The sequence below is a fragment of the Sorangium sp. So ce1014 genome, assembly GCF_051521505.1.
Taxonomy (GTDB): Bacteria; Myxococcota_A; Polyangia; order Polyangiales; family Polyangiaceae; genus Sorangium.
On sequence record NZ_CP150356.1, the window covers coordinates 2879708 to 2902918 of the forward strand.

Annotated in this window: 15 protein-coding genes; 4 read left to right on the plus strand and 11 right to left on the minus strand. The window is 71.7% G+C overall.

Features of this window, described 5'->3' with window-relative positions; translation table 11 throughout:
• Nucleotides 1-6: 6 nt before the first annotated feature.
• The 3 genes from WME75_RS11145 to WME75_RS11155 are packed head-to-tail and all read right to left on the minus strand — an operon-like array spanning nucleotide 7 to nucleotide 5756.
• Entirely contained in the window at nucleotides 7-927 is a 921-nt protein-coding gene (locus tag WME75_RS11145; protein WP_437489647.1) for an SMP-30/gluconolactonase/LRE family protein, read from the minus strand.
• Between the two features lie 49 nt (nucleotides 928-976).
• On the minus strand, nucleotides 977-3895 hold the full coding sequence (locus WME75_RS11150) for a TonB-dependent receptor domain-containing protein (RefSeq protein WP_437489649.1): 2919 nt from the start codon (nucleotides 3893-3895) through the stop codon (nucleotides 977-979).
• Between the two features lie 4 nt (nucleotides 3896-3899).
• On the minus strand, nucleotides 3900-5756 hold the full coding sequence (locus WME75_RS11155; RefSeq protein WP_437489652.1) for a protein kinase domain-containing protein: 1857 nt from the start codon (nucleotides 5754-5756) through the stop codon (nucleotides 3900-3902).
• 304 nt (nucleotides 5757-6060) lie between these two features.
• Here WME75_RS11155 and WME75_RS11160 point away from each other — a divergent pair, with 304 nt between their 5' ends.
• The 3 genes from WME75_RS11160 (at nucleotide 6061) to WME75_RS11170 (ending at nucleotide 8075) form a co-directional block, all read left to right on the plus strand.
• Nucleotides 6061-6492, plus strand: coding sequence for a YeeE/YedE family protein (locus WME75_RS11160; RefSeq protein ID WP_437489655.1), 432 nt, complete (start codon nucleotides 6061-6063; stop codon nucleotides 6490-6492).
• Nucleotides 6489-6971 (plus strand): DUF6691 family protein, encoded by a 483-nt coding sequence (locus tag WME75_RS11165; RefSeq protein ID WP_437489657.1) that lies wholly within the window; start codon nucleotides 6489-6491, stop codon nucleotides 6969-6971. Before WME75_RS11160 ends, WME75_RS11165 begins: the two co-directional genes overlap by 4 nt.
• Before the next feature lie 216 nt (nucleotides 6972-7187).
• A complete protein-coding gene (locus tag WME75_RS11170) occupies nucleotides 7188-8075 on the plus strand; it encodes a LysR family transcriptional regulator (protein WP_437489659.1) in 888 nt (295 codons plus the stop codon).
• Here the strand turns inward: WME75_RS11170 and WME75_RS11175 are convergent, their stop codons facing one another.
• Both WME75_RS11175 and WME75_RS11180 read right to left on the minus strand, forming a co-directional pair.
• A complete protein-coding gene (locus WME75_RS11175; RefSeq protein ID WP_437489662.1) occupies nucleotides 8076-8435 on the minus strand; it encodes a hypothetical protein in 360 nt (119 codons plus the stop codon). It lies immediately after the preceding gene.
• A gap of 984 nt (nucleotides 8436-9419) precedes the next feature.
• Nucleotides 9420-12677 (minus strand): beta-propeller domain-containing protein, encoded by a 3258-nt coding sequence (locus tag WME75_RS11180; protein WP_437494789.1) that lies wholly within the window; start codon nucleotides 12675-12677, stop codon nucleotides 9420-9422.
• Between the two features lie 753 nt (nucleotides 12678-13430).
• Between WME75_RS11180 and WME75_RS11185 the strand changes: the two genes are divergently transcribed.
• Nucleotides 13431-15032 carry a glycoside hydrolase family 43 protein gene (locus WME75_RS11185; protein WP_437489665.1) on the plus strand — a complete coding sequence of 534 codons (1602 nt, stop codon included), beginning with the start codon at nucleotides 13431-13433 and terminating at the stop codon, nucleotides 15030-15032.
• Nucleotides 15033-15111: 79 nt separating this feature from the next.
• Here WME75_RS11185 and WME75_RS11190 read toward each other — a convergent pair whose 3' ends face one another.
• The 6 genes from WME75_RS11190 to WME75_RS11215 all read right to left on the minus strand — a co-directional run bounded on the left by WME75_RS11190 (nucleotide 15112) and on the right by WME75_RS11215 (nucleotide 23194).
• A complete protein-coding gene (locus tag WME75_RS11190) occupies nucleotides 15112-16362 on the minus strand; it encodes an ATP-binding protein (protein ID WP_437489668.1) in 1251 nt (416 codons plus the stop codon).
• 109 nt (nucleotides 16363-16471) lie between these two features.
• Nucleotides 16472-17965 carry a protein kinase domain-containing protein gene (locus WME75_RS11195; RefSeq protein WP_437489671.1) on the minus strand — a complete coding sequence of 498 codons (1494 nt, stop codon included), beginning with the start codon at nucleotides 17963-17965 and terminating at the stop codon, nucleotides 16472-16474.
• A 231-nt stretch (nucleotides 17966-18196) separates the two neighbouring features.
• Nucleotides 18197-19477: a flavin-containing monooxygenase gene (locus WME75_RS11200; protein ID WP_437489674.1), complete on the minus strand. Its 1281-nt coding sequence runs from the start codon at nucleotides 19475-19477 to the stop codon at nucleotides 18197-18199.
• Nucleotides 19478-19493: 16 nt separating this feature from the next.
• On the minus strand, nucleotides 19494-20318 hold the full coding sequence (locus tag WME75_RS11205; RefSeq protein ID WP_437489677.1) for a metal-dependent hydrolase: 825 nt from the start codon (nucleotides 20316-20318) through the stop codon (nucleotides 19494-19496).
• Nucleotides 20319-20891: 573 nt separating this feature from the next.
• Nucleotides 20892-21155 carry a hypothetical protein gene (locus tag WME75_RS11210; protein WP_437489680.1) on the minus strand — a complete coding sequence of 88 codons (264 nt, stop codon included), beginning with the start codon at nucleotides 21153-21155 and terminating at the stop codon, nucleotides 20892-20894.
• Between the two features lie 92 nt (nucleotides 21156-21247).
• Nucleotides 21248-23194 carry a DUF6531 domain-containing protein gene (locus WME75_RS11215; protein WP_437489682.1) on the minus strand — a complete coding sequence of 649 codons (1947 nt, stop codon included), beginning with the start codon at nucleotides 23192-23194 and terminating at the stop codon, nucleotides 21248-21250.
• Between the last annotated feature and the right edge of the window lie 17 nt (nucleotides 23195-23211).

Genomic DNA, 23211 nt, shown 5'->3' on the forward strand with positions numbered 1-23211 from the left:
CCGCAGCTAGCGCCCGGCGCCGCGGGTGTTCAGGTAGACCGCGTACAGCGAGGTCGTGCCGCAGATGAACAGGCGGTTGCGCTTGGCGCCGCCGAAGCAGACGTTGGCCACCGTCTCGGGGATCAGCACCTTGCCGAGCAGCGCGCCGTCGCTCGCGTGGCAGTGCACGCCGTCGCCGGCCGACAGCCACAGGTTGCCGTGCACGTCGACGCGGAAGCCGTCGTACACGCCCGCCGGGCAGGTCGCGAACACCTCGCCGCCGGTCAGCGTGCCATTCGCGTCGACGCGGAACTTGCGCACGTGGTGCGGGCCGTCCGTCACGTGCGTCGCGCCGGTGTCGGCGATGTACAGCAGCGACTCGTCCGGCGAGAAGGCGAGGCCGTTGGGCTGCACGAAGTCGTTCGCGACGACCGTCAGCGCAAAGGAGACCGGGTCGACGCGGTAGACGCGCTGCGCGCCCTGCTCGCTCGGCGACGCGTCGCCCTCGTAGTCGCTGTCGATGCCGTAGCTCGGGTCGGTGAACCAGACGCTGCCGTCGGACTTCACGACAACGTCGTTCGGCGAGTTCAGCCGCTTGCCCTCGAAGTGCGAGGCGAGCACCGTGCGCGAGCCGTCGTGCTCGGTGCGCGAGACGCAGCGGCCGCGGTGCTCGCAGGAGACGAGGCGGCCCTGCAGGTCGACCGTGTGGCCGTTTGTGTTCATCGCGGGCTGGCGGAACACCGAGACCGAGCCGTCGGTCTCGTCCCAGCGCAGCATGCGGTCGTTCGGGAGGTCCGACCAGACGAGGTAGCGCCCCGCTGCGAACCACGCCGGCCCCTCCGCCCAGCGGCAGCCCGTGTACAGCTTCTCGACGTGCACGTGCGGGAGCGCGAGCTTGCGGAAGCGCGGGTCGATCACCTCGAAGCTCGGGGTCAGCTCGATGACCATCGGGTTCTCCTCCTTCCAGCGAAACGTGCTGGATCTCTGACGCGCCGAACTACGGATAACTGACGGTGAACTCGGCGAGGAACGTCCTGCCGTTCTGCCGGCTCGTGGACGAGAGGTAGGTCTCCGCGGCCGGGTAGTCGTACCGCGTGCCCATCGCGTTGTAGAGGCCGATCACATAGCGCGTGTGGAAGCGCTGGAGCTCCCCCGACACCGTGAGATCCGCGACGATGGCGGCCTCGGTCGCGCCGCCCGCGCTGCGCGAGATCCGACGCGGCGCCTCCAGGTTGATCCGCAGCGCGGCGGCGGCGAGCCGCTCCACCACCGGGACGACGCCGCGGAACGACGCGAGGTGCTCCGGGGCGTTGATCAGCCGCTCTCCGCCCTCGCGCTGGGCGCGCTGGTAGCCGTACATCGCCGCGAGCATCCAGCCTTGCCGCCACTCGCGGCGGAGCTCGACGTCGCCCCCCACGACGAACGCGTCGTGCTTGCTGTTCGCGTAGCGCAGCAGCCCGCCGCTCTCCTCGATGGAGATCCCCTCCGACAGCCTGCTCGCGTGGACGGCGCCGAGCGCGATCCAGGCGTCACCGACGCGCTGCGTGTACTCGATCTCGGCGGAATGGATGGACTCCGGCCGTAGCACGAGGCCTTGATCGGGGTCGACGGCAGGCACCTGCGTCTTGCCGTCCTCGTAGTACTGCTCGGAGACGCTCGGCGCGCGGAAGGCGGTCCCGCCCATGATCTTCAGCACGCCCCCGGGCGCGGGACGGAAGATGACCGCGGCGCGCGGCACGACGATGGGGTCGAACGTGCTGTAGACATCCAGGCGCGCGCCCGCCGAGAAGCGTACCCACGGCGCAGGCGAGCCGTCGACGATGAGGTACCCGGCGCCGAAGCCGAAGGGCTTGCGCTTCGTGCGGGTGCGCCCGTCCGCGAAGACGCCGCGCAGCGTCGCCTCGGGGTGCCCCTGCATCTCGCCGCCCCCGGTGACCCGGAGCTCGGGGAGCGGCGTCCACGCCGCCCTGATCTCGGAGCCCAGCCAGGTGCCGTGCTGTTGCTCGAAGATCGTCTCCTCGTCGAAGCTGTAGACCCCGTGCCAGACGAAGCGGTTCACGTGGACGCGCGCCATGAACTGCAGGTCGGGCGCGGGCCGCGGCTCGAAGCGCACCTCGGCCATCATGTGCGCGTCCTCGTAGCTCGTCCCGAGATCGTGGAGCCGCGTGCCCACGTAGCCGGTCGGGATCCGCTGCTCGCGCGTGTGGTACATCCACTGCGCCGTGAACGGCCCGTACCAGGCGCGCCCGGTGGTGCCGCCGGCCCGGAACATCTCGGCGCGCTCGGCGATCTGCACGCGCGGCCCGGCGCCGGGCGTCCTCAGCGCCACCGGGACGTCGAACCCGTCGGAGCGGGCCCCGGTGACGCTCGCCCGCACGCCCGCGTCCTTGCCGGCGTTGTAGTGGAACCCGGCGCGCGCGTGGCCCACGCCGTCGTAGTAGGTGCCGGCCGTCACGTGCGCGCCCGTGGGCTCGTCGCGGCCGCGCGGCACGAGGTTGACGATGCCGGAGAGGGCGCCCGTGCCGTAGAGCAGCGAGCCCGGCCCGCGGACGACCTCGATGTGGTCCACGTCGTGGAGGTCGTCCCGCGCGTCCGAGCCCACGAACGAGGCGTTCAGGATGTTGTCGTTCGTCGAGTGCCCGTCCGAGAGGACGAGGAGCCGGTTGCCGTAGTCGAGCGGCTCGCCGAGCCCGCGGATCCCGGCCGAGTAGACGACGTGGTCGTTCGACAGGTAGACGCCGCGCGTGCCGCGCAGCGCCTCCGCGATGGTCGGGTACCCGAAGGCGCGCAGCTCCTGCTGCTCGATGACGCTGATGGAGGCGGGCGCGTCCTCCACGCGCTCGAGGACGCGCGAGGCGGCCGAGACCTCCCGGAGCGGCTCCAGCGCGACGTCGCGCAGCTCCGCCTGCTGGCCGGCCGAGACCTCGATCGTCCGCTCGATCGGCGCGAAGCCCCGCAGGCTGACGCGGACCCGGCGCCGGCCCACGGCGACGCCCTGGATCACCGACGGCGTGAAGCCCATCGGCCGGCCGTCGATCTCGACGAGGGCGTCGGGCTCGCCGGCGCGCACGAGGATCGAGCCCGTGAGCGGGCTGAGCGCCGCCGTGATCGACATCGTCTCGTGGGCGGCGACGGTCAGCGGCTGCGGCGCCGCCTGGTAGCCGGCGCGCGAGAAATAGAGCACGTGGCGGCCCGGCGGCAGGTCGAGATCGCAGGGCGCGGTGCAGGCGGGCGGCGCGCCCTCGCTGTCGACGTGCACCGTGGCCTCGCTCGCGCCGCGCACGTCCACCCGGACCGAGCCCACGATGCGGCGGAGCACGATGAGCACGTCCTTTGTCTGCCCGAGCCTCACCGCGATGTCCTCGACCGCCAGGGGCTCGTAGCCGGCGAGCTCGACGAGGACCCGGTGGCGCCCCTCGGCCAGGGCGAGCCGGCGCGGCGCCGTGCCGCGCGCGCCGAGGTTCCTGCGATCGACGTAGATCGTGGCGCCCGGCGGCGACGTGACGATCTGCAGCACGGCCACGCGCGGCGCGATCCGCGCGAGCGCGGCCTGCACCTCGGCGACGATCTCCGCGTCGGTCTCGCCCTCGAGCGCGTCGTCGTAGTACCGGTGCGCGTCGGCGAAGCGGCCCAGCTCCTCGTAGGTGAGCGCGATGTTGAAGACCACGTTGCGGTTCGGCACGAGCCGGTTGGACGCGAGGAAATGCTCGAGGGCCGCGGGGAACTGCCCCTTCTTGTAGCTGTCGCGGCCCAGCTCGAAGTGGAGGTCGGCCTCGTCGGCCTGGCCCTCGCCGTCGGCGCGGGCGGAGGGGGCCTGGAGCAGCAGCGCGCCCGCGAGGAGGGGCAGGGCGGCGAGGCTCCACCGGCGAGCGCGCGTCCACCGGCGAGCGCGCGTGCTCGAGGGCGCTCGATGCATGCCGCTAGCGGTGCTCGCGCAGGCGCACCGGCCTCGTCGTCGTTCGCTCGGTGCCGGTCGCCGGCTCGGCGCCCGCCGGCGGCGGGAGCACGGCGCGCGGGCGCGCGGGCCTCGTCGAGCTCGACGGCGCGAGCGCGGCGCCGGCTGCGGCGAACCCGCTCGCCGCGGCGTCGACGGCCGCCGCGGGGGGCGTGAGGAGGGCGGACGGCGCGAGGGGCGAAGCGCCGGGCGCCTCGTCCGCGAGCGCCTCCTCCGGCTCGTCCTGCGCCGGTGCGGCCCGCGAGGCCGCGTCGCCGGCAGGCGGCGCGCCCGCGACCGGCGCGGCCCCGCGTCCCAGCCACGCGAGCGCCGCCGCACCCCCGAGCAGCACGACGAGCGCCGCCGCCACGGGCGCGACAGCGCTCCGCCGGCCACGGCGCCCGCGGGCGTCCCCAGCGGGGCTGCTCTCGCGCGGCTCGGACGGCGCCGCCACCGGCGCCAGCGGCTCGTCCGGGCGCGACGCCCTCGCGGCCGGCGTGGCTCCAGCGAAGGCCTGCGGGGGCGGCACGGAGGTCACGGTCGCCGCGGACCAAGGCGCGGCAGCGGGCGGCACGGAGGCCTGCGGGGGCCGCACGGAGGCCGCGGTCGCCGCGGGCCACGAGCCGGCGGCAGGCGGCACGGAGGCCGCGGTCGCCGCGGGCCACGAGCCGGCGGCAGGCGGCACGGAGGCCGCGGTCGCCGCGGGCCACGAGCCGGCGGCAGGCGGCACGGAGGCCGCGGTCGCCGCCGCGGACGGCTGCGCGGACGGCGCGGACGCCGCCCACCCCTGCGCCCTTCCGAGCGCGGTGATGCGCGGTCCAGTCAAGGTCTGGGCGTCCTCCTCGACCTCCCTCGGGCGGCCCGGCGCCGGCGGCGCGTCCACGGTCTCGTTCCCCATGGCCCTGCGCAGGATGCGCGCCGCCGTCAGGCGCGCGGGCTCCGACCCCAGCGGCTCGAGGAGCGACACAAGCTCGGCGACCGTCTGCGGGCGGCGCGCAGGGTTCTTCTCCAGGCACATCAGGAGGATGAACTCGAGCTCCACCGGGATCTCGGGCCGGTGCACGCGCGGCGGCACGGGTGGATCTGTAACAATACTTACAAATAGCGCCGAGATGGCCTCGTTCTCGAACGGCAGCCGGCCTGTCAGCAGCTGATACAGCGTCATGCCGAGCGCCCAGATGTCGCTGCGGGCGTCCACGGTCCGGGTGTTGCGGATGTGCTCCGGCGACATGTAGCGGGGCGAGCCGAGCACCACGGACGATGTGGTCAGCTTGGCGTTCGAGCCGAGCACGCTCGCCTCCGACGCCTTCGAGATGCCGAAGTCGAGCACCTTGATCAGGGACGAGCCGTCGGCGCGGCTCGCCAGGAAGAGGTTGCCCGGCTTGAGGTCGCGGTGGACGATCCCGAGCGTGTGCGCCTCGGCGAGCGCCTCGCAGGCCTCGATCACGTAGCTCACCGCCAGCTCGACCGGCAGCGGGCCTCGTGTCTCCACGAGCGCCTCCAGATCGATGCCATTCAGGTACTCCATCACGAAGTAGGGCAGCTCCTCGTCGGTCTGCCCCACATCGATGACGCGCGCGATGTGCTCGCTGGCGATCGCCGCCGCGGCCTGCGCCTCCCGGAGGAAGCGCTCGATGGCGCCCGGCGTGGTGTGCCCCTCGGGGAGCAGGAACTTCAGCGCGACGCGGTGGCGGAGCGAGATGTGGTGCGCCGAGACGACGAGCCCCATGCCGCCGCGCCCGAGCACCCGCTCCACGCGGTACTTCCCGCCGATGATGTCCCCGACCCGCGGAATCTTGCGCCACGAAGCCGGTTCCACCGCTTCCCAGCTTGCTTGGGCCATCGGCCGATCACTATACACCAGCGCTCCCCGGCCTCCGGCAGAATCTCGCCCCTGCCCACCTCCGCGCCAGCGTCGTGTGCGACACGCCCCGCTCCCGGCCCCACCTGCGCTGTCCGGAGGCGATCGGCGGCCCGGCCCGGCCCGGCGGTGATCCAGGCGGGTCGTCGCGCTGCGCGCTCACTGTAGCGCGGGCGCGGCGAGCCCGGCGTTGCCCGCCTGACCCCGGCCGTGCCCTGGAGGATCTGCGGCGCGCGTTGCTATGCTGTCGCCCGATCACCCCACGAGCACCCCACGAGGTCTCATCGTGCATGAATTCACCGTGACTGGCCCGCTCGTCGGCGGGGCCCTCATCGGCCTCAGCGCGTCCCTGCTCCTTCTTTTCAACGGGAGGGTCGCCGGCATCAGCGGCATCTTCGGCGGGCTCCTCTTCCGCGAGCCCGGCGAAACCGCCTGGCGCGCGGCGTTCGTCGCGGGCCTCCTCCTCGGCGGCCTCGCGCTCGCCGCGGCGCATCCCGGCGCCTTTCCGCCGGCGGGCGGCGGCTCGCTCGGCCTCGTGGTCGCCGCGGGGCTGCTCGTCGGCCTCGGCGCGCGGCTCGGCAACGGGTGTACGAGCGGCCATGGCGTCTGCGGCCTCAGCCGTCTCTCGGCCCGCTCGCTGGTCGCCACGATGACGTTCATGGCGACCGCGGCCATCACCGTTTACGTCAGCCATCATCTGCTCGGAGCGGCGCGATGAAGCAGAGCGCGCTCGCGCTCCTCACCGGCGCGCTGTTCGCCGTGGGGCTCGGCGTCTCCGGCATGACCGAGCCGTCCAGGGTCATCGGCTTCCTCGACATCGCCGGCGACTGGGACCCGAGCCTCGCGTTCGTGATGGTGGGCGCGATCTCGGTGCATTTCCTGGCCTACCGTGTCCTTCGCTGGCAGCAGCGCGCCGCCGCCGCCCGCGCGCCGCGCTTCCCCCTCCTGGCCGATCGCGTGTCCCTCCCGACCCGCACCGGCGTCGACGCGCGCCTCCTCGGCGGTGCCGCGCTGTTCGGCGCCGGCTGGGGGCTGGCCGGCTACTGCCCCGGGCCGGCGCTCGTCTCGCTCGCGACCGGCTCCGGCGTCGTCCTCGCCTTCGTCCTGGCGATGGCCGCCGGGATGGCGGTCGAGCACCTCGCCACCGTCACGACGAACCGGCGTCATCCACGTGACCCAGGCCGGGAAGGGCGGTAAGCTCGAGCGCATCGCGCCGATCGCCAACAAGGACGCTGACGGCGTGGAGCGGGCCGACCCGCGCGCGGTCCAGGTGCGCTTTCTCTGAGCGAGCCGGCCGCGCCCTCCACGGCGTGCTCCGCTCTTACCAGGCGGGGACGGCAGGTTGCGACGCTGCCCGTGACGGCGCCAGATGGCGCCCTGGAACGGCCGCGTTCGAGGAGTGGAGTATTGAGAGTGCTCGATGATCTTTCCGGTTTGTCGATGTTCGTGCGCATCGTCGAGGAGGGTTCGCTCAGCGCGGCCGGCAGGGCGCTCGGCCTGCCGAAGGCGACGATCAGCCGTAACCTCGCGTTGCTGGAGAAGCGGCTCGGCGCACCGCTGTTGATCCGCTCCACGCGCGCGCTCAGCCTGACGGACGCTGGAAGGCGCTTCTTCGACAGGGTAAAGCCCATTGTTCGGGACGCGCAGCAAGCGACCGCCGAGGTCAAGAGCCACAATGCGGCTCCCGCGGGGCTGCTGCGCATCGCCGCGTCCGTCGCCTATGGCCAGGCGGCGATCGCGCCCCGCCTGCTGGCGTTCATGAGGCGTTATCCTGCGGTTCGCATCGACCTGCATCTCCATGATCGGCGCGTCAACCTGGTCAGCGACGGCTACGACCTGGCCATCCGCATGGGCGCGATCGGAGACAGCGATCTGGTCAGCCACAAGCTGGCCGATATCCATATGGTCATCGTCGCTTCGCCCGGCTGGCTGGAGCAGCACGGCGCGCCCCGGAGGCCCGGCGACCTCGCCCGGCATGTCGCCATCGTCACGCGGCCCGACATCGTCCGCTGGCAAGTCGGCGGGGAGACCGTTCGTGTCCCCTGGCGCATGAGCACCGGCAACATGATCGTCACGCGGGACGCCGCGAGGGCCGGGCTCGGGATCGCACTCGTCCCCGAGTTCCTCGCGTCGCGTGACCTGGAAGGAGGCTCGCTCGTTCGCCTGCTCCCCGACCTGGAGCTGCCGGTCATTCAAGCGACCGCCCTGTATACCCGGGCCGCCAGGCAATCGGTGGCGCTGTGCGCCTTGCTGGACGACCTCCTGGCCAGCCGACCCATCGAGGTCGACGCCGCGCCGTGACTAGCCGGATCGCCGGAACAGGTTCATCAGCCGCCGGAGCAGCCCGGGCTTCTTGGCCGGCGCCTCCGCCGCGGCCTCCTTGTCGCGGCGTACCGAGCTGGGCGCGGCGTCGCGGGGCTTCGCTGCGCCGCCATCGCGGGGTTTTGCTGCGCCGCGCTCGCGGGGCTTCGCCGCGGCGGACGCCCTGAGCTCGTCGCGGGCGGCCTCCGTGGCCGGGGCCGTCGTGCGCTCCGCCGCCTGGCTCGGCGCGGGGTTCGCTGCCTTCTTGCCGGCGCGCGCTTGCATCCTGGCTTTCATCGCCTCCTTGGCGGTGAGCGCCGGCTTCTTCTTCCGCGGGAACGCGGGGCCGGGGGGAGGCACCCACGCGGCCTCCCGGCGCGGCTCGGAGGGCGCCGCCGTTTCCGGTGCCGGCGGCGGAACCGGGGCCGCCTTGTGGGTCGCGGCGGGCTGCGGCGGCCGGGCCGCATGGCGAGGCGCCTCGGGTTCCCTGCCGGCAGCGGCGCGCTTCGCCGCGGCGGGCGCATCCGCCCGCGCTGCGTCGCCCTGCGCAGGCTCCTCAGCGGCGGCCGCGCGGCGCTCTCGCGTGGCGGCGCCCGGCGCGGTTCGGGTCGGGGGAGCGCCGCCGGCGCGGTCGCCGCCCGCCCGTCCGCGGTGGGGCGCCCCATCTCGCGGCGCCCGGGTCCTGTCCGCCGGGCCGCGCTCGACCGCGCCGCCGTCGCGAGGGCCGCGCTCTGCCGGCCCGCGCTCGCGCGCTCCACGCTCGTCCGATCCACGTTCTCCTGGGCGTGCCGGGAGCCGCGGCGACGGCTCCTGCGCGGGCGCCGGCGTACGCGGCCGGCGCATGTCGATGACCCGCGGAGGCCGCGCGCGAGCGGGCGCTGCCGTGGCTGGCGCTGCGGCAACGGGCGCTGTGTCCGCCACGCCCGCTCCGGCGGCTGCACCTGTCGTCGCGGGTGCCGCCGCGTCGTCGGCGGACGTCGCCGCGCTGCCCTCCGCCGCCCCTCCGGCGGTCTCGGTCGCTCCCGGGTCCGGCGCGCGCTCCTCGACGGGCTCCGCGCGTTCCGGCTGCCCCGCCCCGTTTTCCGCTGTGCTTTGCTCGGCCATGGGGCTCCTCCATAGCGTTGTCCAGCGCTCCGCGAAACCGGATCTCACCGCCTCCCCCGCCGTCGGCGTGGGTGCGCAGCGCTTCCTCCGCCTGGACCGGGGCGATCTGTGCGGGCCGCTGAGGGTGAATCGGGAAGGGGGAGGACGCGGCCGCGGTGGATGACGGGGCTGCAGCGCCGCGACGCCGTCGCGGCGAGCCGGCCCGGCGGGCTCGCCCGGGCCGGCCGTCACGTTGCCCGGCTACTCGTCCAGGTAGGGGACGAGGTTGACGGTCTCGCGGTCGAGCTGGTGAATCCCGAAGCGGCCGGCGGCGAAGAGGACCTCCTCACCGCTGGTCACGAATTTCTCGGGCCAGCCCCAGGTCTGGAAGAACGCCTGCGCCTTCGGCGCCTCCGGCTGCTCCAGGGAGATCGCCAGCACGCCGCCGGGCACCTCGAAGAGCGCGCGCATGTCGGCGGTGTGGCGCAGCGACGCCCACGACGCGAGGCGGACCGTGGAGAGCTGGTTGAACTCGGGGGTCGTCGCGTTCTCGTTCTCCGGCGGCGGAGGCGGCGTCTCCCCCGCGGGCACCGGCGAGAGCGTGGTCAGCTTCTGGTTGGGATCCCAGCCGCTATACCACCCGTAACCCGGACGCCAGATCAGGCTGTGGCTCAGGACGGGCAGCCCGCGGCCGTCGATGGAGATCGCGTTGACCTGGCGGTTCGGGAACTGCTGGTACTCCTGGAGGTACGCGAGCCCCTGGTGCAGCTCGAGCCGGGCGATCGCCGTCTCGATGAACTGCTGGCCCCACACCCTGTCCCTCGCGTAGATCGAGTCGCCCTGGATCGCGAGGATCTCGCCGGGCACGTTGATCCCCGGGTCGAGCGCGGGCTGCGATGGGTCGGACAGGTCGAGGTGCGTGAGGAAGTACTGCGTGTGCGGGCGCGGGTCGTCCGGCGCGCCGACCGAGCGCTTGATGTTGAAGTAGAGCTCGCCGTTGTCATTGAGGACGTTCACGGTCTCGCTGTTGTCGGGCAGCGTCAGGGCAGGCCTGACGGTCGGGCTGTCCGGGTTGGACAGGTCGAGCACGTGGATCTCGATCTGAGCCCAGGTGCGGCGCGGGACGTACTCGTAGCAGTAGGTCGAGGTGACCCCCGGAATGTCGTTCCGGTCGACCTCGACCGGCGTGCAGGTCGTGTCGGCGCCGGCGTGGTCCGTGCACTCGGCGAACCCGCCGTTGCAGTACTCGTCGCTGCCGATCCTGCGGCACATCCGCTCTCCGGCCATGTACGTGCAGCCCTCCTGCCCGAAGCAGGTCACGTTCTGGATGGAGTTCGTCCGGCACGCCCAGCCGACCCCGAGATCCTCGGTGTGGCCGATGACGCGCAGGAACGCGAGCGCATCGCGCCCCGGGTGCACGGTCGGGAACGAGCTCGCCCCGCCGTAGTAGCTGCCGATCGAGGGCAGGTCGCTCGTATCGAGCGTGCCGGCCTGCCGCGGCGTGGTCGGATCGGACAGATCGATCACCTGGATATGGGCCACCTTGCCCACCCAGTTCTCGAAGGTGGTGGTCAGCGACACGAGCAGGTCGCCCACCTGGTAGAGCTGCGCGCCGAGCGGCAGATCGAAGGCGGCCACCGGCTGCTCGAGCTGGGTGAGCCCGGTGCTCGGGACGACCTCCGCCTTCATCTTCCGGTTCTCCTGGGGAGTCCAGTAGAGGTCGTACGGTAGCTTGATGCGCACGCGGTGGTCGCCGAACGCGAAGACCTTCGTGTAGTCCGGGGCGAGCTCGAGCTGGCCGAGCTTTGTCGTGACGTCGAGGTCGTCCTGAGCGTAGAGGGTGAGCTGCTCGTCGGACACGTTCGCCGTGGCGATCTCCTCGGCGCGGAACGTGCGGCGCACGGGCGTCCCGTGCTCCATCAGGCCGCGGCGGGTCAGCGTGGTGTCCGAGAAGGTGAAGATCTGCACGCCGGAGAACGGCCGCCGGTAGTTGTCCACGATCCTTGTCGCGGAGAACGGGAGCAGCACGAGGCCGGTCTCGGCCTCTCCGGTCGGCGCCACCGCCTCCACCGCGTCGTCGAGCACGGTGAACGCCCGGTGGTCCCAGTCGGCCTCCGACCAGCTCCAGCCATCGGCGGCGCTGTCGACCTCGGCGCGCGCCACGAGGGGGTTCGCGTTGGTCAGGTCGGTGATGTCGTAGAGGCTGGCGGCGAGCCGGCGGCCGTTCGTGTCGTTCACGCCGATGCCGATCAGGCGGGTCGCGCCGAGGACGGGGCGGAAGAAGTTGTTCCACCCGGACACGATGAACTCGCTCTCCTCGACGACGTTCCCGCTCGGATCGATGGAGAAGGCGTGGAACGGATCCTCGCGCCGGTAGGTGACCGCGAACGCCCTGTCGTCCATGAAGATGGCCCCGAAGAGCGACTGCTGGGCGCCGAAGTCCTCGCTGTCGATCGGCGCGATGTTGTCGCGATCGGCCGCGTCGAACGTCTCCAGGTGGCTGGGCGTCCCGTCGGCCCGCCTCGGACCGGAGAAGACGCGCAGCATGTCGTCGCGGAAGTCCATGTGGAACTGGGAGCGCACGTAGCCCGCCGTGTTGACGCTGCCGCGCAGGTCCATGGAGCCGTCGGTGTTCGAGATGTCGATGACCGAGATCTCGCTGATCTCCTCCGACCAGCTGAGGCTGTTGCGCGCCACGAGGAGCACGTCCGCCTCGGCGTGGATGGCGGTCACGGCGTCGCCGAGCTCGATCCCGGGGCGCTCGACGAGCGCGTCGGCGCCGACATCGAAGCTCCTGACCAGGGTCTTGTTGACCCACTGGAACTGGCCCGGGGCGATCTCGGCGAGCTCCGACCCGTTCGAGGCGATGTAGAGCGAGGTCGCGTTCGTGCCGCGCGCGAGGCGGCTCGTCATGATGGAGCCCGTGACCGGGTACTGCGACAGGAGCTTGGGCGCGGTGCGGTCGGCGATGTCGATGAACAGGACGGTGCCGCCGGCCCGCCGCTCGACGGTGAGGCCATCGGCCTTGAGCTGGTAGCCGGCCCAGTCGTTCAGGAGCACGACCGCGCGATCGCCGACGGCGTACATCTCGACCGGGGTGCCGGCGATCTGCAGCTGGCCGAGGAATTTCGGGCTCGACGGGTCCTGGATGTCGATGACCTGCAGGCCGCGGTAGGGGTTGAGGTTGAGGAGCTGTCCGCCGCCGAGGACGCGGTAGATGTCGCCTTCCTCGATCTCGCGGCCGGCCTCTTCCTCCTCCTCTTCTTCCTCCTCCTCTTCTTCTTCCTCCTCTTCCTCCTCGCCGAGGTACCCCTCGGTGAAGGGGTCGTCGGCCGACGTGAACTCGCTGGGCCCCTCCGGGGTCTCGGGCTCCTCCTCCTCGGGTTCTTCCTCCTCAGGAGGTTGGGGCTCGGGCTCCTCCTCCTCGGGCGGTGGGTTCTCGTTCTCTTCTTCTTCCGGAGGGGTTTGCTCCTGGGGCTGGGGTTGGTTCTCGTCGCCCCCGCATCCCTGTCCTAACACCAAGAGGAGCGCGGCCATCACGCTGGCCTGCGCCGATAGCACGCCTCTGAACAAAGCTCTGTTCGCCACTGCCTACTCCTCCTCAGCGCCTCGCGCGAGGTACTGAGCCTGCGCACATCGATGTGTCCTACACGGGTGAACCGCGCTCTGAACGTCCCGGTCGACGGGCGACGACGCCTCGAGTTCCCGGCGAGGGGTCGAGGGCGCGTCCGGCACGGCGCAGCCCGCGATCGCCCTGGTCCTCGTGGCCTCGCGCTACCCTGGACCGTGAAGTTGCATCGCGCAGATTATCCACGTTCTGGAGGGCGCGCTCAACGCGGATTGCGGTGACAGGACGGAGGCGAAGGCGGATCTTCGCGCGCGTGACGCAGGACGGCGTCGGGGCGGATGTCCGGCGGGATCGGGGCGGCTCTGGGCGGAGCGCAGCGCCGCGGTGCTCACACGGGAGCCGCGTGCCCACACCCAAGGCGGTGCGGCCCTGACTTGAGTCCGCCGCGCAGCGTCGATGGCCCGCGGGTCGACGCGACATCGCAGGGTCACCGCTTGTCTCTGGGAGAACGATCACCTCGTCGACCGACGAGGAGGCAGCCCCGGGGTCAACGAATCTGCCTCACACTTCCCTCGGCCTGCCGTGTTCCGTTGCGCTGGACAGCCAGCCCGCTGCAAGATGGCCAGCGCACGACGCCCCGCGCCCCCCGGCGTGACCGGGTCGAACCGCCCCCGACTTCACCTCCGAGCACCACGGCCAAAGCGATGACCAAAGAACCGAGATTCATCGAGAACCCCGTCCTCCGGGGCTTCCATCCCGATCCCTCCATCGTCCGGGTGGGCGAGGACTACTATCTTGCGACCTCCACCTTCGAGTGGTTCCCGGGCGTGCGGCTCCACCACAGCCGCGATCTCCGCCACTGGAACCCCATCGGCTATGCCCTGGACCGCCGCTCCCAGCTCGACCTGCTCGGCAACCCTCGCTCTGGGGGTATCTGGGCGCCTTGCCTCTCCCACGCGGGCGGCGTGTTCTATCTCGTCTACACCGACGTCAAGTCCTGGGGCCACGGCTTCGTGGACGCGCACAACTACTACGTCACGGCGAGCCGCATCGAGGGGCCGTGGTCCGAGCCCGTCGCGCTGAACCGCGGCGGCTTCGACCCGTCGCTGTTCCACGACGAGGACGGCCGCGCGTGGCTCACGAACATGGTGTGGGACCATCGCCCCGGCAACAACCAGTTCCCCGGCATCGTGCTCCAGGAGCTCGACCTGCAGCAGCGCCGGCTCGTCGGCGAGCCCCGCTGGATCTTCACCGGCAGCGGCCGCGGCCTCACCGAGGGGCCGCACCTCTACCGGCGCGCGGGCCACTACTACCTCCTCGTCGCCGAGGGCGGCACGAGCTACGAGCACGCCGCGGTCATGGCGCGCTCCCGCCGCATCGAGGGGCCGTACGAGGTCGACCCGGGCTCCCCGCTCCTGACCTCTCATCACGACCCGGGCCTCGCGCTGCAGAAGGCCGGCCACGCTTCCCTCGTCGAGACAACGACGGGCGAGTGGTACCTCGCCCACCTGTGCGGGCGGCCGCTCCCCGGCGAGCGCCGCTGCATCCTCGGTCGCGAGACGGCGCTGCAGCGGGTGCGCTGGACCGAAGACGGGTGGCTCACGCTCGACGCGGAGCGCCCGGCCGCGCCCGCCGTCCGCGTGCCGGCGCCCCGGCTGCCGGACCACCCCTTCGAGGAGGCCCCGGCGCGCGACAACTTCGACCGGGGAGCGCTGGGGGTCGCGTACCAGGCGCTGCGCGACGTGCCCGACGAGAGCTGGGTGTCGCTGCGCGAGCGCCCCGGCCACCTGCGCGTCCGCGGCCGCGAGTCGCCGCAGTCGCTGCACCGGCAGAGCGTCGTCGGCCGCCGCATCCAGTCGCTCCGCTGCCGCGTCGAGACCTGCCTCGAGTTCGAGCCGGCCTCGTTCCAGCAGATGGCGGGGCTCATGGCCCTGTACGACGACGAGAACTTCTTCTACGCGCTGCTCAGCCACGACGAGAGCGCCGGGCGCTCGATCGCGCTCCTCGGCAGCGAGCACGGAAAGCTGACCTGGCTCGCGCGCCCGGTCGCCTTCTCCGCCCCGCGCCTCCACCTCCGCTTCGAGCTCTCCGGCAAGGAGCTGCAGTTCTCGTCCTCGGAGGACGGCGAGCGCTTCGACGCGCTCGGGCCGGTGCTGGACGCGTCGCTCCTGTCCGACGAGCGCACCTCGCTCGGCATGGGCTTCACCGGCGCCTTCGCGGCGCTGTGCGCCCATGATCTCACGGGAAAGGGCCTCCCCGCCGATTTCGATTACCTCGATTACGTCGAGCTCCCGCAGAAGCCCTGAGCGCGGCCGGTGTCCTGAGCGGAGCGGACCCCGCGGATCTCGCTCCCCGATCCCGGCCGAGCGCTCCGGCCGTCTCCCCTCAGGCCGCCGCCTCGCCCCCGACCGACGCCGCCATCGGCAGCGCCACGAAGAACGTCGCCCCCTTCGAGAGCACGCTCTCCACCCAGATGCGCCCCCCGTGCCCCTCGACGATGCGCTGCGCGATGGCGAGCCCGAGCCCCGTCGAGCGCTCTCCGCCGGTGCTGACCGTCCTGGCCCGGCCGAACGGGCGGAACAGCTTGCCGATGTCCTCCGGCGCGATCCCGGGCCCCTCGTCCTGGACCGACAGGATCACCTCGGTCGCGGCCCCGTTCGGGCCCGCGGCGCCCGAAGCGCCCTCGACCCGGACCCGGATGGCCTTGCCCTGAGGGGAGTAGTGGATGGCGTTGCTGATCAGGTTGTTGAGCACCTGCTCCAGCTTGTGGACGTCCACCTCGACCCGCGGGACGTCCTCGTCGCTCTCGACGACGAGCCTCATGTTCTTCTGCCCCGCCAGCACCATGTTGAGCGCCACGTTCGACTCGACGAGCTGGACGATATCCGTGCTCTTCCGGTCGAGGTTCAGCTTGCCCAGCTCGATCATCGACACGTCGAGCAGATCGTTGATGAGCGAGAGCATGAACTTGCTCGAGCTCCTGATCATCTCGATGATCTCGACCCCGCCCTCCCGGAGCAGGGACGACGGCTCCCCGCGCCGGTGGGTCATCAGCATGAAGTCGCTGTAACCCAGGATGACGCCGAGCGGGTTCCTGAGGTCGTGGGCCGCCATGCCGACGAAGCGGTTCTTCTCCTCGTTCAGCCGGACGAGCTCCGCGTTCTTGGCCGCGAGCTCCTCGTGCATCTGGAGGAGCTGCCGGTTGCTCTCCTCCAGCGTGTCGGCGTACTGCTTGAGCTTGAGCTGGCTCCGCTTGTGCTCGATGGCGTAGCGGATCGTGCGCTCGAGGATCTGCGCGTCGAACTTCCCCTTCATGAGGTAATCCGCCGCGCCCGCGCTCATCGCGGCCATGTCGATCGCCTCGTCGCCGACCCCCGTCAGCATGATGATGGGGATCGCGCAGCCGAGGTGGTTCGCCTCGTGCACGACCTCGAGGCCGGTGCGGGCGTCGAGCCGGAAATCGAGGAGGCAGACGTCGTAGCCGCCGGCGAGCAGCGCCTCGAGCGCCTCGTCCGAGGTGCTCACCCACGTCACGTCGTAGCGGGTCCGGGAGACCTCGCGGAGGAGCCTGCGCGTGACGAGATGATCGACCTCGTCGTCATCCACCAGAAGGATCTTGATCTCGCTGTCGTTCATCCGGAGCCTCGACGCCGCCGACCCCGCGGGCCATCGGCGATCTCGCGCCGACAGGCGCCGCGCCACGGCGCCCGCGCTGGCGCCGTGGTCATGGTCCTCGTTCTGAACCTCATTGCCCGCGCTTCTGCTCGTCGGCGACGCCCACGAGCGCGCGCGCCAGGGTGATGAGCTGCCCGGCGTCGAACGGCTTGACGAGGAACGCCGAGGCGCCGAGGCGCGACAGGCACTGCCAGTCGGCCGCGCCCCCCGTCCCGGTCGCCACGACGATCGGGAAGTCCCCCCGCGGGAGCTTCCGCACCGCCGCCGTGAGCGAGATGCCGTCCAGGCCGGGCATGTCCAGATCGAACACGCCGAGCGACGGGGGGTTCGCCTCGATCGCGGCGAGCGCCGTCGTGCCGTCGGGCGCGGTCTCGATGACGGCGCCGGGCAGCGCCTGCGCGAGGACGCTGACGAGGAAGCTGCGGAACGACGGGCTGTCGTCGGCCACGACGACGCGCGTCGCGCGGGTGTACGCCGGCATGGCGCCGCGGGCGTCGAGGAGCGCCTCGCGCAGCGCCTCCGCGCTCGCCATGCGCTCTTCAGGCTCCTTGGCCAGCGCCCCGAGCACCGGCGCGTCGAACGACGCGGGGAGGTCGAGGCAGAGCTCGCTCGGCGGGATCGGCGGCTGATACGCGTGCTGCATCACCAGATCGACGGTGCTCGTGCTCTGGAAAGGCAGGCGGCCGGCGAGCAGGTAGTAGGCGACCACCCCGAGCGCGTAGACGTCGATCCGCGGCAGCAGCGCGGGGTCGAGGTGCCGGCCCAGCGCCACCTCGGGCGCCAGGTACGCCGGGGTGCCGGAGAAGGCGAGCTCGATCCGATCGCCGCGCGGGATGCGCTTCGCGAGGCCGAGATCGGCGACCACCACGCGCAGGGCCTGGCCGACGAGGATGTTGGTCGGCTTGATGTCGCGGTGGGCGATGCCCGAGGCGTGGATCGCCGAGACGCCGAGGCAGACCTGGTCGAGGAGGCTCAGCGCCTCGTCGAGGACGAGCCGGCCGCCCTTGCTGTGGACGTAGGTGTCGAGCGTGACCCCGGGCACGTACTGCATCACGAAATACGGGGCGTTGGCGTACTCCCCGAACGCATAGATCTCGACGACGTTCGGGTGGTGGACGCGCGCCATCGCCCGCGCCTCCGCGAGCAGCCGGGCCTGCATCTGCGCGTTGTCGAGCTGCTCCGGCCGGAGCAGCTTGATGGCGACGTCCCGCTGGAGCTGCTCGTCGCGCGCCAGGAGGATGACCCCCATCGCCCCCTCGCCGAGACGGCCGCGAATGCGATAGACGCCTCCAAGTAAAGTGCCGTCGGGCGGCACCTGAACGTGGCCTCCGCCCTCGTGCATGCTCGAGCGCGTGGCGGCCAGCGCCAGGTCCTCGTCGCTGAGCGTCGAGCTGTCGACGGGCGGCTCGACGGGCGGCTCGACCCGCACGGGAGACCGGTCGCGCACGACGGTATCGACGCCCGGCAGCGTATCCGCGACGTCGGGCACGAGCGGCGCCGGGGGATCGCCGCCGTTCTCGCTTCCGGCACTGAAGCCAGGCGGGCCGTCCGCCGCGTCTGTCATAGAGCGCATGATACGTGCCCTGCTCATGCCTATCAACGAAGAGCGACACGTGCTGCAACTGCGAAGCGGCGTGCACGCGACTGCTGGTGGACGTGTCGCGGGCGCGTCATGACCGCCGCGATCGCTGTGCACGCGTCCGCGCGGCGTCAAGCACGATGTCGAGGGTGTGTCGGAATGCCACGCTGCTCAGAGCGGCTGGTCCCTCGCGCGGGGCGGCGCGCGCCAGCGCCGCTAGGCGCCCCGCATGAGGAGCGGCTCCAGCCGGGGCAGCCTCGGCAGTAGCTGCTTTCTGATGCGGACTGCGCGGAGCACCTGGAAAGGGTCCTGGAGGAGCGTGCGGGGGGGCCTGCAGTGCATCCGCGCGAGCAGCGCCCCGAGCGGGTGCTTGAGCTGCTGCTGCGTCGCCACCATGGTGCAGAGCAGATCGGCGCCCGCCGTGATCAGCGGCCCGGCGCCGTAGCGCGGCTGGCCGAGCCCCAGGACGTAAAGGTTCTTGTGGCTCGGCGGGACGATCCCGTCGATGAGCTGCGGCAGGCCGTCCTTCCACGCGATCACGCCGTCGGCGAGGAAGGGGAAGCTCACGCGATAGCCGGTGGCCGCGACGATGAGGTCGAATGGCTCGCGCGCCCCGTCGACGAACTCCACGGTGTCGCCGTCGAGCCGCCGGACGTCGGGGTGGGGCGTGATCCTGCCGTGCCGGAGGTGATAGAGCAGCTCCGAGTTGAGGGTCGGGTGCCGCTCGAACGGCTCGTGATCCGGGTGGGGGAGCCCGTAGCGCTCGTAGCGGCCGACGGAGAGCCGGACCAGGCTCTTGACGAAACGTCGCTGGAGCCAGGGCGGCATCCAGGGTTTGAGCAGCTCGACGGTGGGGACGCCGAGCATCATCTTCGGCAGGAACCAGTAGCCCCGGCGCAGGCTGAGGTGCGAGGAGGCGCCGAACCGCGACGCCTCGACCGCGATGTCGCACGCGGAGTTGCCGCCGCCGAGCACGAGCACCCGCTTGCCGGCGAGCTCCTCCGGGCGCCTGTAGTGCTTGGCGTGGAGGAGCTGGCCGCTGAAGGTGCCCGGGAGGTCGGGCATGCGCGGGTCCCAGTGGTGGCCGTTGCAGACGACGACGCCGCCGTAGATGCGCGTCTCGCCGCCCGACGGGCCGCTCAGGGTCACCTCCCAGCGGCCGCCGTCCCGCGGGGCGACGCGGGTGACCCGCGTGCGGAAGGCGATGTGCTCCCGGAGCCCGAAATGCTCGGCATAGCCGCGCAGGTAGTCGAGCATCTGCGCGGCGCTCGGGAAATCGGGGTAGTCCGCGGGCATCGGGAAGTCGGGGTACTCGGTGGTCTTCCTTGACGAGATGATGTGCACCGTCTCGTAGACGCCGTGGTACCAGTTGCCGCCCACGTCGTCGTCCGCCTCGAAGACGTCGAGCGGGATGCCGCTCCGCTTGAAGGCCCGAGCGACGCCGAGCCCGCAGAACCCTGCGCCGATGATCGCGTGCTTGTGCTCGTAGCCGCTCATGGCGTCCGTCCGGCGCTCAGGAGGCGCCGATCCCGGCGAGGTAGGCCCTCGCGAGGTGGAGGTTGTCGTTCTGGGAAGGGTGGAAGTCGCGGCGCAGGTACTCGCGGATGCCGCGGAGGAACACGCCTTTCAGGATGGACCTGTGCCTCGTGAGCGGGAGTCGCTCTGTCAACGATCCGCGCTCGCCGCGCTCGCCGTGGCGGGGGAGCTCCTGGGCGAGCAGCACGAGCAGGGCGGCGAGCCAGAACATCGAGAGCGTGACGGTGGCGAGCGCGAAGCCCGCGATGCGCAGGGCGTAGCTCGGGTGGACCAGCTTCAGCACGTCGAAGGCGACGGTCTTGTGCTCGATCTCCTCGGCGGCGTGCCAGAGCAGGAGCGCCCTGGCGGTCGGGTGGGCGAGGTCGAGCGTCCCTTCCTGGAGCGCGTCCTCCGCCATGATGGCTGTGTAGTGCTCGAGGGCCGCGGTGACCGAGAGCCGCAGCGCGGGCGAGCAGACGCGCTCGATGCCGTCGTAGGCGACCCGCTCGTAGGCGCGGAGGAACCGGTCGATCTCGTAGCCCTGCCCGCGGAGCAGGTCGAAGAACCGCTCGTGCGCCTTGGCGTGGTGGCCCTCCTGCCCGAAGAACGCCCTCATCTGGGCGCGCAGCGCCGGGTCCTCGACGCGGTCGGCGTAGCGCGCGACGCTGCGGATGAAGAAGCGCTCGCCGGCGGGGAACAGCAGGTTGATGGCGTTGGCGACGTGGGTCGGCAGCGCCTGGCCCCCGAGCCAGTGCCGGGTGAGGCCCTGCTCGAACGCCACGGGCGGCTTGCGCGGCCTGAGGGGCGACGGGTCGGTGATCATCGAGCTCTCCTTCCTCCGCATTCCTCTCCTCCCGAGGTGCCCTCCGGTGCCCGCCGCGGCGCCGGAGGAGCCGGTCCCGGGCGCGCCGCAGCGCGGCGCAGCTCAGGGCACGGGCGCCGGTCCGTGTTGATATCAGCTATTGAACGGGAGTCAATAGCGTCGCGGGCGACGCACGTCGCCGGGCGGGTGGGGCCGGGGGTTATTGCGGCGGCCGCCGCGGTGGCTCGCGAGCGCGAGCTCCACCGGGCGTGCGCGGGGCGCCCTCGAGCGCCGCGGGGCGGCTCAGCGGTGGTCCAGGTTGCAGGGGAGCCTGCATGCCCAGGGCGAGGAAGCGGGCCGTGCCGGTCGCCGTTCGGACCGGGATGGCAGGGCTTGTGCTGAGCGAGCGGAGAGGTCAGGGAGATGAGGTAGCGCTTGAAGTTATGTTGGACTCAGTGGTTCCTTGTACTCGCCATACAGGCTCACGATCTCTTCGCTCGCTTCCCGGCATACTTCGCCAATCTCGACAGGAAACGCCTCGCGCCGTAGCTCGCAAGCCACCTCGCCGCGCTCGTCGACGAGCCGCTCCGACGCTCACGCCCTTCGGCCTTTTCGAAGGGCTTGGGAGTTGGCCATCCGCTCTTGAAGCCAAAGCACGACCGCCTGAAGACTCCGCGTAACCAGCTCGTCGAGCGGGCTATCCCAATCGTCATCGGCGACAAATGTCGCTCGATAGCTGCCGTCTGGGCTCAGTGCCGGATACCACCCCACGTCCACCGCGACCTGATAATGGTCATGTCGCGCCGAGAACATGTCTTCTTCGAAATACTCCCACCGTTCGTCGCTCGGATCGTTCATGGTGCTCGGATCGACCTCGCACAGATTGTTAATCACAATTCGCCAGCCGGCTGGAACACGGAGAGGCTGAAGAGGAGCTATGTGGAGAGGTTTCATGGCTTTGCCCCTGGAATGAATTTGCGCACATCGGACAAGGCCCGTGGGTGGCCGTGGATGGCTCTGCCGGTGCCGTCGTGCCGGAACGTGTGCACCTCTCCATGCTCGTTGCGTACCTCGATGAGCTCGCCTTCGGGGTTGTACCCGAGCCGCACCTCGTGGCCGTTCGGGTCGCGGCGCAGGCAGAGCTTGTGGTAGCCGCCCCAGACGAGCGACGTGACGCCACCGTGCGCATCCACGATCTCGGTCAGGTGGTGCTCGCCGTCGTAGGCGTAGCGCGTCTCCGCGCCGGTCGAGTCGATCACCGCCAGCAGATCGCCCCGCGCCGACCAGCGGTAGCGTGTCTCCGCGCCGAACGGGTCGACCTCCGCGACGCAGCGTCCGAGCCGGTCGTAACGGAAGCGCCACGTGGCGCCGCCGGCGAGCGTCACCTCGGCGCGGTTGCCGTGCGCGTCGTACGCAAATGCCGTGCGCTCGCCGTTCGGCGAGATCTCCTCGATCACGAGTCCCCGCGCGTCATAACGGCGGGACGTCGCCGCGCCCGTGGGGTCGACGTACACCGTGACGTTGCTCCGCGCGTCGTGCTCGAGCCGGTGCACGCCGCCCTTCGCGTCGACGATCTCGGCCGGCCGGTCGAGGCCGTCGCGCTCGATCGACGTCGTGCGTCCGAGCGGGTCCGTGTGCCGGACGAGGCTCCCGCGCGCGTTGCGCTCGAACAGCTCTGTTCCTTGGCGCTCGTTGCGCCGCGAGGTCATCCAGCCGTCTTCGCGGTAGGTCGCCGTCACGACCGCGCCGCCGATCACCTGCTTGTCGAGCGTGCCATGCTCGTTGCCGTGGAAGCGCCGTGTCTGGCTGAAGTCGGCCACCTCGGTGAAGCCGATGTCCCAGTAGGAGACCTTGCAGTGGTGGATCCCCTTCCACCGCGTCTCCTTGTCGTAGAGGTACTTCGGCAGCTCTCCGGCCAGGCTCGGGTCGGCCTTGCCAGGGTAGTCGCCCCACGCCTCGACGCCGCGGCGCTGGCCGTCGAAGACGAAGTGCCATGTCAGCCCGTTGCGATCGGTGTCCTCGACGAGCAGGTGCCGCTCGCCGTAAGCATACCGCCACGCATGGCCGTCCGCGTCGGTCGCGGCCACGAGGTCTCCGCGGCCGTCGCGCGAAAGCGTGCCGAGCGCGAGCCACTCGCCGCGCTCCTGGTCGAGCTGCGCCTCGATCGCGGTCACCCGCTGCTCGCCCGAGGTCCTGTCGCGGAGCCGGATGCGCCGACCCGCGCTGTCGATCACCTCGACCAGCCGACCCTCTTTCTCGTCATAGACCAGCGCGATCCGGTTGCCATTGCGGTCCTCCACGGCCGTGAGCCGCGCGCGCCGGCCGCCGTCCTGCAAGCACGCGAATCGCCGCGTTACCCCGTCGCCGACGTCGAGGAGCCACCCGTCCGCTTCGTGACGCAGCCCGTAGCCCCACTTGCCGTGTACCTCCTCGCCCTCGGCGGGCTTCGGCAGATCCACCACCGTGCCCAGCCCGGTCCACACCCGGACCCGATGGCTCCGCACCTCGAGCTCCCAGCCCAGGCTATGGCCCCAGCCGTGCCCGAGCCCGGCGTCGCGATCGGCCATCGCGGCGCTGTACGACCGCTCCCAGACGAGCGGCAGCGGACCCGGCAGCGCGCAGAGCGGGATTGAGTGCGTGAAGACGCGGCCAGTCACGACATCGATCGGGTGCGAGACCGTGCCGCACTCCGGGTACCTGGTCGGATCCGGCGCGCTCTTGCCCCCGCCGCCGGCGGTGTCCCCGCCGCTGCCCCCGCCGGCCCCTTGGCCACCGGCGCCCCCCCCGCCGCCCGGGCCTCCGCTGCCGCCGCCCCCGCCGCCTCCTCCCAAGACGAAGACGCCGGGGTTCATCCCGGGGATTGCGGGGATGTTCGGCACGGGCGCAGTACGGGCCATGGAGGCAGGGATACCTG

Excerpts from the sequence above, each read along its gene's own strand:
- WME75_RS11165 (WP_437489657.1), top strand. The coding sequence starts at position 6,489 with ATGAAGCAGAGCGCGCTCGCGCTCCTCACCGGCGCGCTGTTCGCCGTG.
- WME75_RS11200 (WP_437489674.1), bottom strand. The coding sequence starts at position 19,477 with ATGAGCGGCTACGAGCACAAGCACGCGATCATCGGCGCAGGGTTCTGC.
- WME75_RS11210 (WP_437489680.1), bottom strand. The coding sequence starts at position 21,155 with ATGAACGATCCGAGCGACGAACGGTGGGAGTATTTCGAAGAAGACATG.
- WME75_RS11215 (WP_437489682.1), bottom strand. The coding sequence starts at position 23,194 with ATGGCCCGTACTGCGCCCGTGCCGAACATCCCCGCAATCCCCGGGATG.
- WME75_RS11195 (WP_437489671.1), bottom strand. The coding sequence starts at position 17,965 with ATGACAGACGCGGCGGACGGCCCGCCTGGCTTCAGTGCCGGAAGCGAG.
- WME75_RS11145 (WP_437489647.1), bottom strand. The coding sequence starts at position 927 with ATGGTCATCGAGCTGACCCCGAGCTTCGAGGTGATCGACCCGCGCTTC.
- WME75_RS11205 (WP_437489677.1), bottom strand. The coding sequence starts at position 20,318 with ATGATCACCGACCCGTCGCCCCTCAGGCCGCGCAAGCCGCCCGTGGCG.
- WME75_RS11155 (WP_437489652.1), bottom strand. The coding sequence starts at position 5,756 with ATGGCCCAAGCAAGCTGGGAAGCGGTGGAACCGGCTTCGTGGCGCAAG.
- WME75_RS11190 (WP_437489668.1), bottom strand. The coding sequence starts at position 16,362 with ATGAACGACAGCGAGATCAAGATCCTTCTGGTGGATGACGACGAGGTC.
- WME75_RS11150 (WP_437489649.1), bottom strand. The coding sequence starts at position 3,895 with ATGCATCGAGCGCCCTCGAGCACGCGCGCTCGCCGGTGGACGCGCGCT.
- WME75_RS11185 (WP_437489665.1), top strand. The coding sequence starts at position 13,431 with ATGACCAAAGAACCGAGATTCATCGAGAACCCCGTCCTCCGGGGCTTC.